The following is a 15,941-nucleotide window of genomic DNA, read 5'->3' as shown; positions in this document are numbered from 1 at the left end:
TCTGGTGCGGGATATAATCCGGTATGGGGAATTTAAGGACACCCGACAGGGAGGCTGGCGGCCGTCCGTCCCCCGGCCTCGAGGTCTGGGGTTTCGTCATCGCCGCGATCGGTGTTCTCGTCGCGATCGGCGCCTGGATCTTCCCCCAGTCCCCGAGCACCCCGCCACCCGGGCCGTCCACGCCCTCCGCGCCGCCGGAGACCGGAGGCGCCGGCAGCCCGTCCGCGACGCCCACGTCGTCGTCGGGTGGCCGGACCCGGTCTCCGTCCCCGCCGGTGCCCGTCAGTAAATGGCTCACGGATCTGGAGCCGGTGGCGGACGACTCCGAGGTGACGGTCGAGGGAGTCAGCATCGGCGGGACCCTGTACGAACGGAGCCTGCACTACTCGTGCAGTGCGTTCTGCAACAACGCGGGGACCAGCGACCTCACCTACGTCCTGGGCAAGGACTACACGAAGTTCCGGGCCGTCGTCGGGGCGAACGACGCCGCCGCCGAACCGCAGGACGGCGTCTTCCTGGTGGGCCTCGACGGCCGGGACCTCAAGCCCGTCCGGGTCGCGCAAGGCCATCGCAGGACGATCGAACTGGACGTGCGCGGGGTGATCCGGCTCCGGCTGCGCGCCTACCGGCCGGGTACGACGCGCAACCCGGCCCTGGCCGGCGCCAATGCCGCCGGCGGCGTCTCCAACAGGCTGCCCGACCTGGCGTGGGGCGACCCGAGGGTCAGCCGGTAGCCATCTCGCCGTCCCGCTCCGCCGGCCGCGGCCGATCCGGCGAATGCCGCCGGTCCGGTGCGCGCCGCGGGCCGCCGGCCGGGCGGAGGCGGACGCCGAGGCCGTGGGCGGCGAGCCCGAGGTAGACGAGGGTGAGCGCCCCGAGCCACAGCAGGTCCCGCCGCCAGACGCCGGCCGTGTGCTCCCAGTTCCCGTCGACGATCAGCTGGTCGCGCGGGACCACCTGGGCGGTGATCGCCGTGAGGTCGGTCGAGGACGCGATCGCGGCCAGCCCCATCCGGTCGGGCAGCAGTACCGAGAACGCGTTCAGCCAGCCGCCGTCCGACAGGTCGGAGGTGTAGCCGTTCAGCGCGATCTGCGCCAGCGCCGCGAACGTAAAGGCGGCGACGGCGTGCTCCAGCCGCCTGGCGTGCGCGGAGATCAGCAGCCCCAGCGACATCGATGCGACGCCGAGGGCGGCCAGGTCCACGAACAGTTCGGCGCGGGCGGGCAGCCGGACCGCGGCCGTCGGCGGATGGAACACGCAGAAGACGAGCGTCATCGTGCCCGCCTGCAGGATAGCGATCACCGTGAACACCAGGAACTTCGACAGCATGACGGGCAGCACCCGGGTGCCGGTGCGGTGCTCGCGCTTGATGACGGGGAACTCGGACACGAGATTGCTGTAGGTCAGCGCGAGGCCGCTGAGGACGGAAAGGGTGCTCAGCAGGCTGACCGCGATCCCCATCTGGTCCGCGGTCTTCACGCCCATCGCGCCGCCGTCGACGACGGCCGCCGCCAGCAGCGCGCCGCCCGCCGCTATCCCGAACGGCGTGGCCGCGGAACGCCAGGCGTACAGCCGTTTCGCGGGCGTCGGCTGCTGGCCCGACCCCATCGGCAGGAGCAGCCGGACCTGCCGCCTGACCAGCGTCCGGAACTGCCGCCAGAAGACGCCGGCCGAACGGACCCTCCGGATGCGGGACTCCCGGACGGCCTTCACCGCCCGCTGTCGCTCCTCGCCCGCGGCGGCGGCCGCGCGGCCGTGCTGAGGTCCCGCCGCATAGTCGTCGGCCCATCTCTCGACGTGCCGCTCCGGGTCCTGTTCCTCGTCCTTGGCGATGAGCGTCATCAACTCGGCGTACGACGAGACGCCGAGGGCGCTGAGCGCACCGGCCGGCGGCCCGCAGTACAGCGGCCGCCCGCGCTGCGCGAGGATCAGCACCTGGTCGGCCACGCCGAGGTTCTCGGTGGCGTGGGTGATGACCACCACCGTGTGCCCCTCCCTCGCGTATGCGCGCAGCCGCCGCATCAGCCGGAGGTCGAGCCCCGCGTCCAGACCGGACGTCGGCTCGTCCAACATGAGCAGCGCCGGTTTGTGGAGCAGCTCCAGCGCCGTGGACACCCGCTTGCGCTGCCCACCGGAGAGCGTGGCGACCGGCTGGTCCATCCGCTCCGGGCTGATGTCGAGGATGTCGCAGACCTCGTCCACGGCGCGGCCGCGGGTCGGCTCCCCACGCGGGTCGCGCAGGTCGAACGCGTACCCGAGCAGGGCGCGTACCGTCAGGGTCCGGTGCATGTCGTCCTGCTGCGGGACGAAGCCCAGCATGTCCTTGATCCGGGCGGGCTGCCGGGCCACGTCGAGGTGGTCGAAGTAGATCTCGCCCTCCTCGACGCGCAGTTCCCCCATCAGCGCGTTGAACAGCGAGCTCTTCCCCGCGCCGGACGGGCCGAGGACGGCCATGAGCGTGTTCGCCCGCTGCACCAGCGAGGCGCCGGAGAGCAGCACCTTCGGGTCCTTGTCGGGCTTGGGCGTCTTGGCCGTCACGTCGAGGAGGACGAGCTTGATGTCGGTGAGCGGGGTGCTCGCCAGCTCCCGGCAGCCGTCGAGGACGCGGTACCGGCGGTCGGCGTACTCGAAGGCGTCGCCCGCGCGCAGCCGCGCCGACCGGACCGGCTGCCCGTTGACGTAGGGGCCGTTGCCGTAGCCGTAGTCGCGCAGTCGTAGCCCGTCCTCCTCATGGATCAGCGCGAAATGGCGCGGCCCGGTGCCCGGGGCGTCGATCCGGTACGGCGGAGCGTCCATCGCCGAACCGAACGGCGTCACCGGCTCCGGGAGTGGGATCGTCTCTTCCTGCTCGCCGGTCTCCTCCGGCTGCGGTTCGCCGCCGGTGCCGCCGAATGGAGGCGCGTCCTCGCTCTCGTCCGCTGCCCGCGGCACGTCCGGGTCGAGGAGGGCGGGCCTGGTCCATACCGGCAGATGGACGGGGACGAGCAGCCGCTCCGCCGCCCAGCCGCCGTGGGCGTGGAGCCGGACGAGCTGCCGCAGGTAGGCGGCCATCCGGAGCTGGACGTGCTGGTACACGCGCACCGCACGGGCGGTCGCCACCCGCAGCGCCTGCTCCTCCTCGGCCGTGGCGGCGCTCAACTCGGCCTCCACGCCGGTGATCTCCGCCTGGAGCCGCGCCACGTCCGCCCATGCGGAGTCCACGGTGCGGCGGAACTCGGCACGGCGCCGCTGGACCACTACTTCGTCGCCGTGCCGCCGGTCACCCGCCCGCCGCCGGCGCTGCTCCGGTACCGAGAGCGGAGTGCCGACCTCGGTGAGCCGGGCCGTAGCCAGGGACAGCTCCCGGCGCAGCGCCGCGAGCCGCGCGGTGGCGGCGGCGGCCCTGCCGTGCGCGTCCGCCCGGTCGGCCTCGTACCGGATCCGCTCGCGTTCGAAGACCTCCTCCGCCAGCCGGATCAGCGACTCCCGGTGCACTGTGGTGACGGGCGCGGCCATCGCCCGGGCCGGCAGGTCCCGCCACCCGTCCCGCAGGCCGTTGTACCAGTCGGACAGCATCGCCCACCAGGTGTAGCGGATCCGGCCGAGCCGGTCCGGACGCTCCTCGGTCACGGCGCGCGCTCCCCTCCGTCGCCCGGGCTCAGTTCGGGCACTTCGGCAGCCGGACGACCACCTTCCGGTTCGCCGCCGCCGGCCCGGGCAGCAGCTCGCCACCGGGCCCGATGTCCTTTTCGCGGCCTTCGAGATGCGCGCCGGCGCCGGTTGCGGTGATCCGGCCCGCCGCGACGCCGAGCGCCACCAGCTCCTTCTCGACCCGTTCCGCGCGCCGCTCGGAGAGCGGCTGGTTGATGGCGTCGCCGCCCTCGGACGAGGTGCTGCCGATGAGCCGCACCGGCTGGCCGCCCTTGGTCAGCACGGCCGCGAGCCTGCTCAGCGTGCTCTTCGCGCCCGCGGGATCGGCGAACCGGTCGGTGTTCTTGACGAAGCCGACCTTGTTGGCGTCGGTGAGCGCGGTGTCGCCGCAGCCGCTGAAAGTGGTGGGCGGTGGCAGCTTCACCGGGGTGACCGGCGGCAGGCCCGGCAGCGCCTCGCCCGTGTTGGGTTCGGCATCGACGGTGACGCAGCCGCCGCCCGCCTTGACGATGGCGGTCCACTGCGCGATGACCTCGGTGCGCCACTCCTGGCTGAGCGTCGGCTGCGGGGCCGCCGCGTACCCGAATCCGGACAGCATCACGTTCCGGTCGTGCAGGTCGGGCAGCAGCTTCCGGTCGGTCAGGAACTTCACGATCTCGTCCGGCTCGGCGGAGAACTGGCCGGGCTGGCGGAAGTCCAGCGGGGCGGTGGTCTGCAGCCCGGAGTCCAACATGATGATGTTGCCGCCGGGGGGCACGGCCGCCGCCGCCAGCGTGAGCGCCGTCAGGTCGTCCGCCTCGGCGACCCGGGCGTGGACGGAGTTCGCGCCCTGGCCCGCCAGCGCGGGCTGAACGGTTCCCTTGATGTAGTCGTCCAGCGCCGCGTCCTTCGCCTTGGCGTTCTTCGCCGTGGTGCGGAACGGCGGCAGCTTGACGACGTTGGGCCGGCCGTCCACGCGGATCAGCGAGATCTCCTCGCCGGACTTCGCCGCGAGGCGCAGCAGCGGACTCGTGATGTCGGGGAAGCGGGTCTCCGGCACGTTCGACCGCGCCCCGACGACGAGTGCGAGCGGCGCCGGGCGCTCGGCGAAGCACCGGACGGGTGGGAACGGCCCGTCCCCGTCCTGTCCGCCGCAGGAGGCGAGGCAGGTGGTCAGGCCGAGCAGCGCCGTCCCGTACAGGGCGGCGACGCGCCTTCGGGTCATGAACGACTCCTTGGATGCTGGTCGGGGGTCCTAGTTGGGGAACGGCCGGTAGGTGTACGGTCGGGCGTCGTCCTGGAAGACGTTGTCGGTGGCCGAGACGTCCTGCAGCCGGCGGGTGATCTCCAGCCGGGCGACCTGCTTGAGCTCCTCGGCGAGCGCGAGGTGGTCGCGCAGGGACTCCTCGACCACCCGCTCGGAGGCGTCGATCTCGGCGGTGCGGAAAGCCGCGATCGCCGCGGCGATCGCGTGGCGGCGGCTGGCGATGGCGTGCGTCTCGGTCGCCGTGCGGTGCTTGCGCAGTGCCCGGACGAACCCGCTGCGCAGCGGGTTGTGCGTCAGGTACCCGCCGACCATGGCGACCAGGCCGGTGCCCAGGTACAGCCCGGCGAAGATCGCCGCGCCCTGCAGCATCGACTGGTCGTCGGTGCCGGACGCCGCGGGAGCGGGCGTTCCGGACACCGACAGTCCGGACGGGGCCCCGGCGCCCGCATGGTGGGCGTTGGTCCTGTACCTGACCCAGAAGGCGAGCGCGCCCAGCACGAGCCAGGCGAGAATGAGGCAGGCTTGCGGGACCAGGCCGCTCGCCGAGGCGTCGCCCGCCCGCCGGTCCCGGAACAGCTGCCCCGTGAAGTGGGCCAGCGCGAGCACGACACCGGTGAAGCCGGCGACCATCAGGAAGACCAGGATCTCGTAGAGGTCGGCCATGACCAGTTCGAGTACCTGGTAGAAGGCCGTGAAGTCGGCGATCACCGCGAGCAGGAGCGCCGCCGCGTAGAGGTACATCGACGACGGCCGCCCGGCGAGCAGTACCGGATCCGCGTGGCCGGCACCGCCCCAGGGCGCCCACGTCGGCTCGGCGGGTGAGCCGGGCGCTTCCTCTTCGATCTCCGTGTCCGGACGCTCAGACAAGGTCCGCTCCTCCCTCCGCGGCGGTATGGGACGGCGTGCCGCGGCCCTTGCGGTCTCGACTTCGTTTGACGCGGCCGGCGAGCCGCGTCCGCAGCACGCGTGAGCGGCCGCCCTTCCGGGGCTTCTCCGTTCCGGCCGCCTCGTCGGCGGCCGCCTTGCCGAGCAGCCGGGAGACCGCCGCGTTCAGCGCGATCTCGGTCTCCAGCAGGCGGCGCTCGGTCTGCTCCAGCAGCACCGCCTGCTGCTCCAGCGTCGCCCTGGCCTCCCGTTCCCGGTAGTGCGCGCCCGCGAGGTAGACGGCGTGCTCCCGCAGCACGCGGGCACGCCATTGGTCGACCCGGGAGTTGATCAGGTTGTCCAGGACGTGTCCGGTCATCTCGTCCACGCCGCCCGGCAGCATGCCGGCCGCACGCTGCACGATCAGCTGCGTCACGGCGTCCGCGTTCACCTCGGTGGGCAGGAAGGGCTCGGCGGGTGGAAGTTGCTCGGGCGCGGCATCGGCTCCGGGGATCGCGCCGCCGCGGCCGACGAGGCGCCGGTCCGCGCGCCGGTGCCACCAGGACAGGAGACCGGGCGGACGGACTCCGACCATTTCGGTGCGCCGCGCGATGCGGGAGCGCAGCCATCCGGTCACGGTGCCTCCTCGGTTTTCGGATCGGGCGGGACGCTCATCCACTCGGGCAGTTCCGGGCCGAAGGGCTCGAGCAGTTCGATCACGTCGGGCCAGTTCTTGCCGCGGCGCGCGAGCGACCGCAGATAGGTGGCCTCGCGGCGGGCATGGTGGTGGACGATCCGCCATGCTCCGGCGAGATGGATTTCCCAGCACGCCCGCAACTCCCTGCGATGCCCGGCGACGTGCTGGGCGACGCACTCAAGCTCGTCCGCCACCCGTCGCCGCTCGGCGTCGGCTCGGTCCCGCCGGTTGCGGTACCTGCGCTCCTGCCGTTCACGGACGTCCGCGTCCGTCCAGCGGCCGGGGTCGCGCTCGGCGTGCCCGCGTCGGCCGAGTTGCTCCTCGGTCGGCTCGAGCGATGCCTCCTTGAACTGCTCCTCCGCGGTTCTGAGTGCTCGCCTCAGATTCTCCTGGTCCGTGACCGCCTCGCGGTGCTCGGCGGCGAGCCGGTAGAGCGCGACCTCGGCCCGGCGGTACTCGGTGCTGAGCATCGCGTTGCGCTCGGCCCGGAGACGCTGGAGGTAAGGCAGTTGCGGATAGGGGGAGAACATGGCGGCATCGGATACGACGATCTTCCGGTCGGCGTGACCGGCCCGCCAATCGGCCCATCGGTGACGCAACGGATATCTCTCTGGCTTTTCGGGCTCGGCGGTCCACGCCTCCGGACGGCCTCCCGACCCGGGGTCAGGCACAGATTCCTCCTCCAGAACGAGCGGTCGCCTGACGGTCGGGAGCATTGACGCTGCACACCGCAAAAGGATTTCGGAAGGCTCACGAGATTACCCGAAACGCAGCATCAAACCTGACGATAACTGGCATCACGGAGATCGGCCGTGTTACGGGCTGATGAGAACGTATACATCGTTCGTCCCTTAATAGAGCAGAACGGCGTTCAGTGTCACGCTGTTTCCTCTTTTGTGCGTCAACGGGAAACGGGAAACCTTCCGGAGAAGCGGTGGATTGTCGGCAGAATGCGCACTTAATCCCATAATGTCGGGTTCGTTGCCCAGGGTAATGGCCTCATGCGGTCCGTGGCCGATTTCGGCAACGGGCCGACGCACCGGATCCGCGCGGCCCCGGCCGGCCGCGACCGTGCCCACCGGCAGTTCGGCGGGCACGGATGCAGCGGGCCGGTTCCTTCGTCCGCTCACCCGCTGGACGCTCTCCTCCTCGCCGGGAACCCGAGGAGCCGCGGACGATGTCAGGGGCGGCGGGACTCGATGGCTTCGATGATGCGCGGGCGGAGTTCGGCGGCCGGGATGACGGCGTCGACGGAGCCGACCTCTACTGCTCGGCGGATGTCGTGGACGCCGTCGAACTCGGTGGCGACCTCGCCGAGCTTTTCCGCGCGGACGGACGAGCGGAGTTCGTCCAGTTCGGCGAGGAGGGCGGCGCGTTCGGGGCCGGTGGCCGCGGTGACGCGGGCGTCCAGGTCCTGGACGCGCGGGTCGGCGGCGGTGCGGGCGTCCACGTCGCGGGCGAACACCACGGCGGCGGCCGGGGCGCCGCCGAGCACCGAGGCGAACGAGCCGTCCAGCGCGAGGACGGTCATGTTCGGGTTCAGCGCCTTGGAGAACACCACGAACGCGCCGCCGTGGTAGCGCGAGATCACGCAGAACACGATGGGGCCGCGGAAGTTCACGATGGCGCGGCCGATCTCGGCGCCGTACTCCAGCTGGAGCTTGCGCAGTGACTCCGGGGAGCCGTCGAAGCCCGACAGGTTCGCCAGCACCACCAGGGGGCGGTTGCCGCTGGCCGAGTTGATCGCCCGCGCGGCCTTCTTGGACGACTGCGGGAACAGCGTGCCCGCGGTGTAGGAGTCCGGGCCGTCGGTGGGCGGGAAGCCGCGCCGGGGCACCGAGCGGGACTCGATGCCGAGCAGGCACACCGGCATGCCGCCGAGGTGGACGTCCTGCACGACCGCGGTCTCCGCGTCCGCCATGCCCGCCCAGCGTTCCAGCACCGGGTGGTCCTGGTCGGACAGCGCGCGCATCACGGTGCGGATGTCGAACGGCTTCTTGCGGTCCGGGTTGGCCGCGGCGGAGAAGATCTCGCCGACCGTGGTGAAGTCGCTGCCCTCCACGGTGTGCGGGAAGTCGGACACGTCGCGGTCGACGGGGTCGGACGACGTCGCGCGGCGCGGTACGTCCTCGCCGGGCGCGACGTAGGTGTGGTCGTAGTGCGCCATCAGGACGTCACGGGCGGCGACCAGGTTCGGCGCCCAGTACTGCGCCTGCCCGTTCGGGCCCATCACCCGGTCGTAGCCGCCGATGCCGAAGTTGTCCTCGGCCGACACGCCGCCGGAGAAGTCGAGCGACTGCTTGCCGGTGAGCACCATCGCCGAGTCCGGCGTCATCACGAGGACGCCCTTGGTGTGCATGAGCATCGTCGCCTCGGCGTTCCAGTACGGCTGCGCGCCGACGTTGATGCCCGCGACGACGACGTTGATCTCGCCGCCGTCCTGGGTGAACTCGACGATCCGCTTGAGCGCCGCCGCGACCCAGTCCATGTTCTCGGTGCCCGACTCCATGGAGATCCGGGCGCCGGCGGACAGGGCGTACCACTCCAGCGGCACCCGCATCCGCTCGGCCAGGTCCAGCGCGGCGATCACGCGGCGGCACTCCGGCTCCGACAGGGCGCCGAGCGCCTTCGTCGGGTCGCCGAGCAGCACGACCCGCGTGACGCCCTGCGCGTGCCGCCGGGTCGGCGTGGTGACGACGCCCGCGACGATCGCCGCGGTGTTGCGCCCCTTCGGCCGGTCGACCGGCACCAGCGCGTGGTCGTCGTCGAGGTCGTGCTCGGCGAAGGTGCCGAGCACCTCCGTCAGTTCGTACGGGTACACGGTGTTGCGGCTGCTCGCGCGCAGCACCTTCTGCCGGTAGCCGTCCACCGGCTCGACCGGCGCGTCGGACGGCTCGCCGACGGTCAGCGTGGTGCCGCCGGTCGCGTCGAACGAGATGCGCACGCCGACCTTGGCCAGCTCGCCGGTCTCCGGGACGCGGCGCCGCGCGATGAACTCGATCTCCTCCAGCCCGGCGCCCGCGGCCGTCGGCAGCATCCGCCGGACGAGCATCTCCAGTTCCGCGCGGGTGAGGTCGCTCGGCGGCCAGACGTAGATCACGATCCGGTTGGTGGGCAGCCGCTTCTTCGACGGCCGCCGCTCCTGCGCGCTGCGGATCGAGTCCAGGCAGGTGGCGATCGTGTACTCGGCGGTCGGCAGGGTGCGCAGGTTGCCGTCGTGGTCGCGCAGCCCGGTCAGGTCGCGGACCTGCGCGAACGCGACGAGCCGGTCGTCGGACGGGTTGCCGCGCGCGACGCACTGGTAGAGGTAGACCTCCTCGTCCGACGACGGCAGCCGGGTGAGGTCGAACTCGCGCAGCCGCTCCATCCGCATCCGCTCCGCGATGTGCGGGTGCAGGCCGCGGATCAGCCGCTCCTCGGCCATCCCGGCGGCGGACGGGCGGAAGGTGAAGTGGTGGTGCATCACCGCGCCGCTGCTGCCCGCGACGGTGGCGGTGACCCGGCGGACCTGGCCCGGCAGCGGCTGCGCGGCGAAGACCTCGTGCAGCGCGGCGGCCATCGCGTCGAAGTCCTCCGGCTGGTTCTCCCAGGAGAGGTAGATGTCGGCGTCGACGGCGTCCTTCCCGTCCGCGAGTTCGGCGAGGCCGCGCAGCGCGCCGCCCAGCGACTCGAAGCCGACGGCGGCGGACGCCAGGCAGGAGCCCGCGCGCTCGGCGACGACGAACGCGCAGCCCCCGGCCTCGCTGGTGCGGACGCCGGTCAGCCCCTTGTTGCCGTAGTACCGGCGGGTCAGCACCTCCAGCATGACCGCGTTGTCCCAGTTGCCGCGGAAGAGCCGCTGGCCGAGCAGCCGCACCAGCGGCTCGGTGCTGCGCACCATCTCGGCGACGCGCTCGGCGCGGTCCGCCGCGTCCGGGTGGGCGTCCAGGTGCCGCAGGTGGCGGCGGACGTCGGCGTAGACGCGGGCGCGGTTGCGGCGCAGCAGCGGCTGCGCGTACCAGGCGAACACCACGCCGCACGCGAGGTCGTACACCACCGGGAAGCGGACCTGCGTCGCGGCGATCAGCCGCTCCAGCGCGAGCCCGGCGGGCTCGCGCAGCGCCTCGGCCGGCGGCGGCTCCCGCAGCCACGCGCGCAGCAGCGCCGTGACGACCGCCGCGTCGGCGGACGCGCGCTGCTGGGCGAGGAAGATGCGGAAGACGGCGGCCTCGAGCCCGGGGGAGCGGTCCAGCTCGGCGACGCCGTAGTGGCCGAGCGCCTTGCCGAGCCTGGCCTGGAACGCCTCCGGCAGCCCGGCCCGCTCGACGTCCAGGCTCTGCAGGTAGGAGTGGAAGTGCTCCCGGGCGCTGTGCACGTGCCCGTCCCCGCCGTCGCCGCCGTCCCCGGTGCCCGCCGGGCGGTTGCGGCTCAGCTCGGCGAGGTCGGTGAACAGTTCGATCAGCGCCAGCTCCGCGGCCAGCGGCTGGTCGCCGTCGGCGGCGGCGGCGCCGCGCGCGGCGAGGTAGTCGTCGAGCGTCCGGCGCTCGTCGTGCGGGTCGACGTCGAAGCCGAGCAGCAGGCTGCGCAGGTCCTCCTGGCCGCGGGCCGCGCGGCGGCGCGCCGGGAGCGTGCCGGACGCGGCGGGCAGGTCCAGCTCGACCGCCTGCGCGGACGAGTCGTCCTCGGCGGCCTCGTCGGCGAGCGGCTCCAGCCGCAGCAGCGGCGCGCCGGTCTCCACCTGGCTGCCCACGGACACGACGCATTCCTTGAGCCGCGCCTTGAACGGCGCCCGCAGCACCGTCTCCATCTTCATGCTCTCCAGCACCAGCACCGGCGCGCCCGCCTCGACCTCGGCGCCGGCCTCCAGCGGCGTGGCGACGACCAGCGCGGGCGCGGGGGAGCGGACGACGCCGCCCTCGTCCCGGCTGACCCGGTGCGCCACGCCGTCCACCTCGACCAGGTGGACCGGCCCGTGCGTGCCGGTGAGCAGCCGGTACCGGGTGCCGTTGACGGTGATCTGCCCGCTGTGCCGGTCGAAGCGGTCGAGCTCGACGTCGGCGGTGCGGACGCCGTCGCCCGCCTCGATGCCGACGCGGAACCGGTGCGCGCCGACCCGCGCCACCCGCACCCGGTAGCCGGCGCCGCGCAGCTTGAGGTCCAGCGGCCGGCCGCTCTCGTGCCGGACCTGCGGGCGCCCGCCGGACGCCGTGGCCAGCAGCCGCTGCCGCGCCGCGCGCTCGCCCTCCTCGTACGCCTCGATGGCGGCCGCGGCCAGCGCGACCGCGGAGTGCCGGTGGGAGACGAGCCCGCCCTCCGCGCGGACGCGGTCGATCCAGCCGGTGTCGGCGCTCGCGTCGATCACCTCGGGCCGGTCGAGCAGGTCGAGCACGAAGCTCTTGTTCGTCGCGCCGCCCTCGATGATGACGGTGGTCTGCGCCATCGCGCGGCGCAGCCGGCCGAGCGCCTCGTCCCGGTCCCGGCCGTAGGCGATGATCTTGGCGATCATGGAGTCGAAGTCGGCGGGGATGGTGTCGCCCTCGCGGACGCCGGTGTCCACCCGGACGCCGGGCCCGGCGGGCAGGTCGAGCCGCGCGATGCGGCCGGGGGCGGGCGCGAAGTCGCGGTCGGGGTCCTCGGCGTTCAGCCGGGCCTCGATGGCGTGCCCGCGCTCGGCCGGCGGCGCGCCCTCCAGCCGGCCGCCGGACGCCACGTGCAGCTGCGCCCCCACCAGGTCGAACCCGGTGGTGGACTCGGTGATCGGGTGCTCGACCTGCAGCCGGGTGTTGACCTCCAGGAACGCGAACAGCCCGTCGCCGGGGTGGTAGAGGAACTCGACGGTCGCCGCGCCCCGGTAGCCGACCGCGACGGCGAGCCGCTCGGCGGACGCCTTCACCTCGGCGGCCTGCGCCGCGCCCAGCACCGGCGACGCCCACTCCTCGATGACCTTCTGGTTGCGGCGCTGCACCGAGCAGTCGCGGACGCCGAGCGCCCACGCCGTCCCCTGGCCGTCCGCGATCACCTGGACCTCGACGTGCCGGGCGCCGGTGACCAGGCGCTCCAGGAACACGACGCCGCTGCCGAACGCCCGCGCCGCCTCCTGGCTGGTGCGCTCGTAGGCGTCCGCCAGCTCGTCCCCGCTGGTGATCACGCGGATGCCGCGCCCGCCGCCGCCCGCGGTCGCCTTCAGCATCAGCGGGTAGCCGATCCCGTCCGCCGCCGCCAGCGCCGCGTCCAGCGTCTCGACCGCGCCGCGGCTCCACGGCGCGACCGGCACCCCGACCTCCTCGGCGATCAGCTTCGCGCCGATCTTGTCGCCGAGCTTGCGCATCGCCTCGGCGCTCGGCCCGACGAAGGTGACGCCGACCTTCTCGCACAGCTCCGCGAACGCCGGGTCCTCGGCGACGAACCCCCAGCCGACCCACGCCGCGTCGGCGCCCGTCTCGACGAGCGCGCGCTCCAGCACCGCCAGGTCGAGGTACGGGCGCGCCGACGCGGGACCGAGGTCGTAGGAGAGGTCGGCTTCGCGGACGAAGGTGGCGGTGCGGTCCACGTCGGTGTGCAGCGCGACCGTCTCGATCCTTGTCCCGGTCTCCGCGGCGAGCCCGCGGACGGCGTGGATGAGCCGCATGGCGGCCTCACCGCGGTTGACGATGGCGACACGACTGAACACCCGACCGAGCCCTCCTGTTGACCGATGCGCACGCCGTGAGACGGCGACCCCGACGGTGCCACCTTTCCGCCTACCGGCCCGTAGCGCCATGTCGCAGACATCGCACGCTGAGCGCCTGGAGTTGTGGGAAACCTGCAAAACGGGAGCGCGTTCACTCGGGTATGCGGACGGCGATGACGGCTATGTCGTCGATGCCGGTGGTGGGGAGCCCGGTGAGGACGCCGTCGCAGAACTCCTCCAGGGGCTCGGCGGCGAGTTCGGCGCCCTTGCGGCGCAGCCGCTCCAGGCCCTCGTCCAGGCTCTCGCCGGGGCGTTCGACCAGGCCGTCGGTGTAGAGCAGGAGCGTGGAGCGGGGTGGGAGGGGCTCCACGGCGCTGATGTAGACCTGGTCGACGAGCAGGCCCAGCAGGGGGTTGACGGCCTCCTCCAGCAGGCGGGCGTGCCCGTCGGCGGTGACCAGGAGCGGCGGCGGGTGACCGGCGATCGCGAAGTTGAGCCGCCGCACGCCCGCCCCGGTCTCCTCGATCCGGGCCAGGACGCAGGTGGCCGTGCTGCCGGGCGTCAGCGTGTCGATCGCGATGTTGAGCCGCCGCAGGATGTCGCCCGGCGGCTCCTCGCGGTCGACCGCGAGGCCCCGCAGCATGTTCCTGAGCTGGCTCATCCCGACGGCGGCGGCGAGGTCGTGCCCGGCCACGTCCCCGATGGCCACCACGGTGGAGCCGTCGCGCAGCACGAACGAGTCGTACCAGTCGCCGCCCACCTCGGCGGCGGCGGGGCTGGCGTGGTAGCGGGCGACGATGTCGAGGCCGGGGACGTCCGGCGGCCGCGCCAGCAGGCTGTGCTGGAGGGCGAGGGCGACCCGCTGGGTGCGCTGGAAGCGCATCGCGGTGCTCAGCGCGTCGTGCGCGTGGTCGAACATCTGCCCCATCAGGGCGACGTCGTCCTCGCTCATCGGCGGCCGGCCGCCGCAGGCGGACGCGGTCACCACCGCCGCCACGGCGCCGTCCACGACCACCGGGAGCACCACCACGCTGTGGGCGTTCGCCTGGGTCAGCCAGTTCGCGGTGCTGTCCGGCAGCAGGCCCGCCGGGGGCTCTCCGGGCGGGAACGTGCGCTGCAGCGGGCGGCGCCGCCGGATCGCCCGGACGAACTCGCTTCCGGCGGCGAACCACTCCTCGCCGAGCGCGCCCTTGTCCGGCAGCCCGGGCCGCGCGGCGGTGGCGACGCGGTGGGAGAGGACCGGGGCGCCCTCGGGGCGTTCGGCGAAGTCGGGCAGCAGATGCACGCCGCACCCGTCGGCGAGCTCCGGGACGAGCACGTCCGCCAGCGCACCGAACATCTCCCGCAGGTCGGCGTGCTCGCCGGTCGCCACGGCGGCGCGGCCGAGCACCTCCCGGCGGCGGCGCCGCCGCCAGTCCCGCTCGACGTCGGTGCAGGTGCCCACCCATTCGGTGACCGTCCCGTCCTCGGACACCGGCGCGGCGTTCACCTCGAAGTGCCGGTAGCCGCCGTCCAGGGTGCGCAGCCGGTAGACGTGCCGCCAGGGGCTGCTCGACCGCCGCGCCTCATCCCACGTCCGCAGGGCCGGCTCGCGGTCCTCGGGGTGCAGGGCCCGCAGCCAGCCCTTGCCGCGGAACTCCTCCCAGCTCTGCCCGGTCACCCGCTCCCAGCCGGGGCTCGGCTCGACGGGCTCGCCGTCCGTCCCGGTCACCCACACGATCTCCGCGCTCACCTGGACCAGGCTCTGGAACCTGCGCAGCAGCCGGCGCCGCGTCTCGGCCATGTCGCCGACCCGCCGGGCCGCGACGACCTGCTCGGTGACCTCCGCGGCGACCGCCAGCACCCCCGGCTCGCCGTCCACGAACCGGGAGAGGCTGAAGGAGAAGAACCGCTCCTCGTGGCCGGTCTCGGGGAAGACCAGGCTCACCGGCGCCTCGGAGACGTTGACGGTCCGCCCGTCGGCCAGCACGCGGTCGAACAGGTCGAAGTAGTCCTGTTCGAGAAGATCGCCGAACGCCTCGCGGATCGGCGTCCCGAGCGGCCGCTCCCCGAAGGTCTCGCGGTAGGCGATGTTGAGGTAGACGAGGCGGTGGTCCGGCCCGCGCGTCACGAGCACGCCCACCGGGGCCAGGTCGAAGACCTCCAGTGTCAGCCTGCCGGGCTTCTGCACCCGGGCGTCGTCCATGCTCCCCCTGTCGACCGGCCCTCCTGGTGATCGCCGTACCCCGGGAACCGGCCGAGTATGTGACGCGCTGCCCGCACCGGATCTTGACGGCGGTTGCGGAGAGGTTTACCGTCCGCGACGGGTTCATCGCCGGTCGGGGCGTTCGGAGGCCGCACATGGCACATGGGGTCCAGCCGGCCGGGGCGAAGGCGATGGGCAGGGCGAACGTGCTGGGCGAGGTGCGCGGCCACCTCGCCGGGGGCGGCGGCGTCCTGCTGGTGGGCCCGGTAGGGATCGGCAAGTCCACCCTGCTGTCGGTGCTGGCGGACGAGCACGCCGGGGCCGGCTACCGCATCTTCGCCTGCTGCCCGGCCGAGACCGAGCACCACCTGCCGTTCCTCGGCCTCATCGACCTGGTCTCGCAGGCCGTCGGCGAGGTCGCGGGCCGGCTGCCGGGGCCGGAGCGGCACGCCCTGCGGTCCGCGCTGCTGCTGCACGACGTCCCGACGGGGGAGCGGGACCTGCTGAACCTGCGGCTGGGCGTCCTGCACGCCTTCCGGATGCTGTGCGCCGACCGGCCCGTGCTGGTGCTGGTCGACGACGCGCAGTGGCTGGACCGTCCGTCCGGGGAGCTGCTGGCCTTCGTGGCGCGGCGCGAGCCCGGCCGCGCGCCGCGGCTGCGGATCGTCGC

At 73.3% G+C, this 15,941-nt stretch carries 10 protein-coding genes; 2 read left to right on the top strand and 8 right to left on the bottom strand.

Features of this window, described 5'->3' with window-relative positions; all coding sequences use genetic code 11:
• Positions 1-23 precede the first annotated feature (23 nt).
• The gene (locus HUX53_RS31245; protein ID WP_176406808.1) at positions 24-734 is read left to right on the top strand and encodes an NPCBM/NEW2 domain-containing protein; all 711 of its coding nucleotides are present in this window, start codon (positions 24-26) and stop codon (positions 732-734) included.
• On the opposite strand, the gene HUX53_RS31240 is transcribed toward HUX53_RS31245, so the two are convergent.
• The 8 genes from HUX53_RS31240 to HUX53_RS31205 form a co-directional block, all read right to left on the bottom strand.
• Positions 724-3,609, bottom strand: coding sequence for an ATP-binding cassette domain-containing protein (locus HUX53_RS31240; protein WP_176406807.1), 2,886 nt, complete (start codon positions 3,607-3,609; stop codon positions 724-726). The genes HUX53_RS31245 and HUX53_RS31240 overlap by 11 nt on opposite strands.
• 28 nt (positions 3,610-3,637) lie before the next feature.
• Entirely contained in the window at positions 3,638-4,834 is a 1,197-nt protein-coding gene (locus tag HUX53_RS31235) for an OmpA family protein (protein WP_176406806.1), read from the bottom strand.
• A gap of 30 nt (positions 4,835-4,864) precedes the next feature.
• Complete coding sequence (locus HUX53_RS31230) at positions 4,865-5,743, bottom strand: hypothetical protein (RefSeq protein WP_176406805.1); 879 nt, start codon at positions 5,741-5,743, stop codon at positions 4,865-4,867.
• Complete coding sequence (locus HUX53_RS31225) at positions 5,736-6,377, bottom strand: hypothetical protein (protein ID WP_176406804.1); 642 nt, start codon at positions 6,375-6,377, stop codon at positions 5,736-5,738. Before HUX53_RS31225 ends, HUX53_RS31230 begins: the two co-directional genes overlap by 8 nt.
• Complete coding sequence (locus HUX53_RS31220; protein WP_176406803.1) at positions 6,374-6,967, bottom strand: hypothetical protein; 594 nt, start codon at positions 6,965-6,967, stop codon at positions 6,374-6,376. The genes HUX53_RS31225 and HUX53_RS31220 overlap by 4 nt, the downstream gene beginning before the upstream one ends.
• A gap of 321 nt (positions 6,968-7,288) precedes the next feature.
• On the bottom strand, positions 7,289-7,534 hold the full coding sequence (locus tag HUX53_RS31215) for a hypothetical protein (RefSeq protein WP_176406802.1): 246 nt from the start codon (positions 7,532-7,534) through the stop codon (positions 7,289-7,291).
• Positions 7,535-7,617: 83 nt separating this feature from the next.
• The gene (locus tag HUX53_RS31210) at positions 7,618-13,086 is read right to left on the bottom strand and encodes a carboxyl transferase domain-containing protein (RefSeq protein WP_176406801.1); all 5,469 of its coding nucleotides are present in this window, start codon (positions 13,084-13,086) and stop codon (positions 7,618-7,620) included.
• 151 nt (positions 13,087-13,237) lie between these two features.
• Positions 13,238-15,271: a SpoIIE family protein phosphatase gene (locus HUX53_RS31205; RefSeq protein WP_176406800.1), complete on the bottom strand. Its 2,034-nt coding sequence runs from the start codon at positions 15,269-15,271 to the stop codon at positions 13,238-13,240.
• A gap of 155 nt (positions 15,272-15,426) precedes the next feature.
• Between HUX53_RS31205 and HUX53_RS31200 the strand changes: the two genes are divergently transcribed.
• A partial coding sequence (locus tag HUX53_RS31200) for an ATP-binding protein (RefSeq protein WP_176406799.1) occupies positions 15,427-15,941 on the top strand: 515 nt, incomplete at its 3' end.

Source organism: Actinomadura sp. BRA 177, assembly GCF_013372625.1.
GTDB lineage: Bacteria > Actinomycetota > Actinomycetes > Streptosporangiales > Streptosporangiaceae > Spirillospora.
The sequence above is the reverse complement of the archived record's forward strand: the minus strand, read 5'-3'. Positions and strand labels throughout refer to the sequence as shown.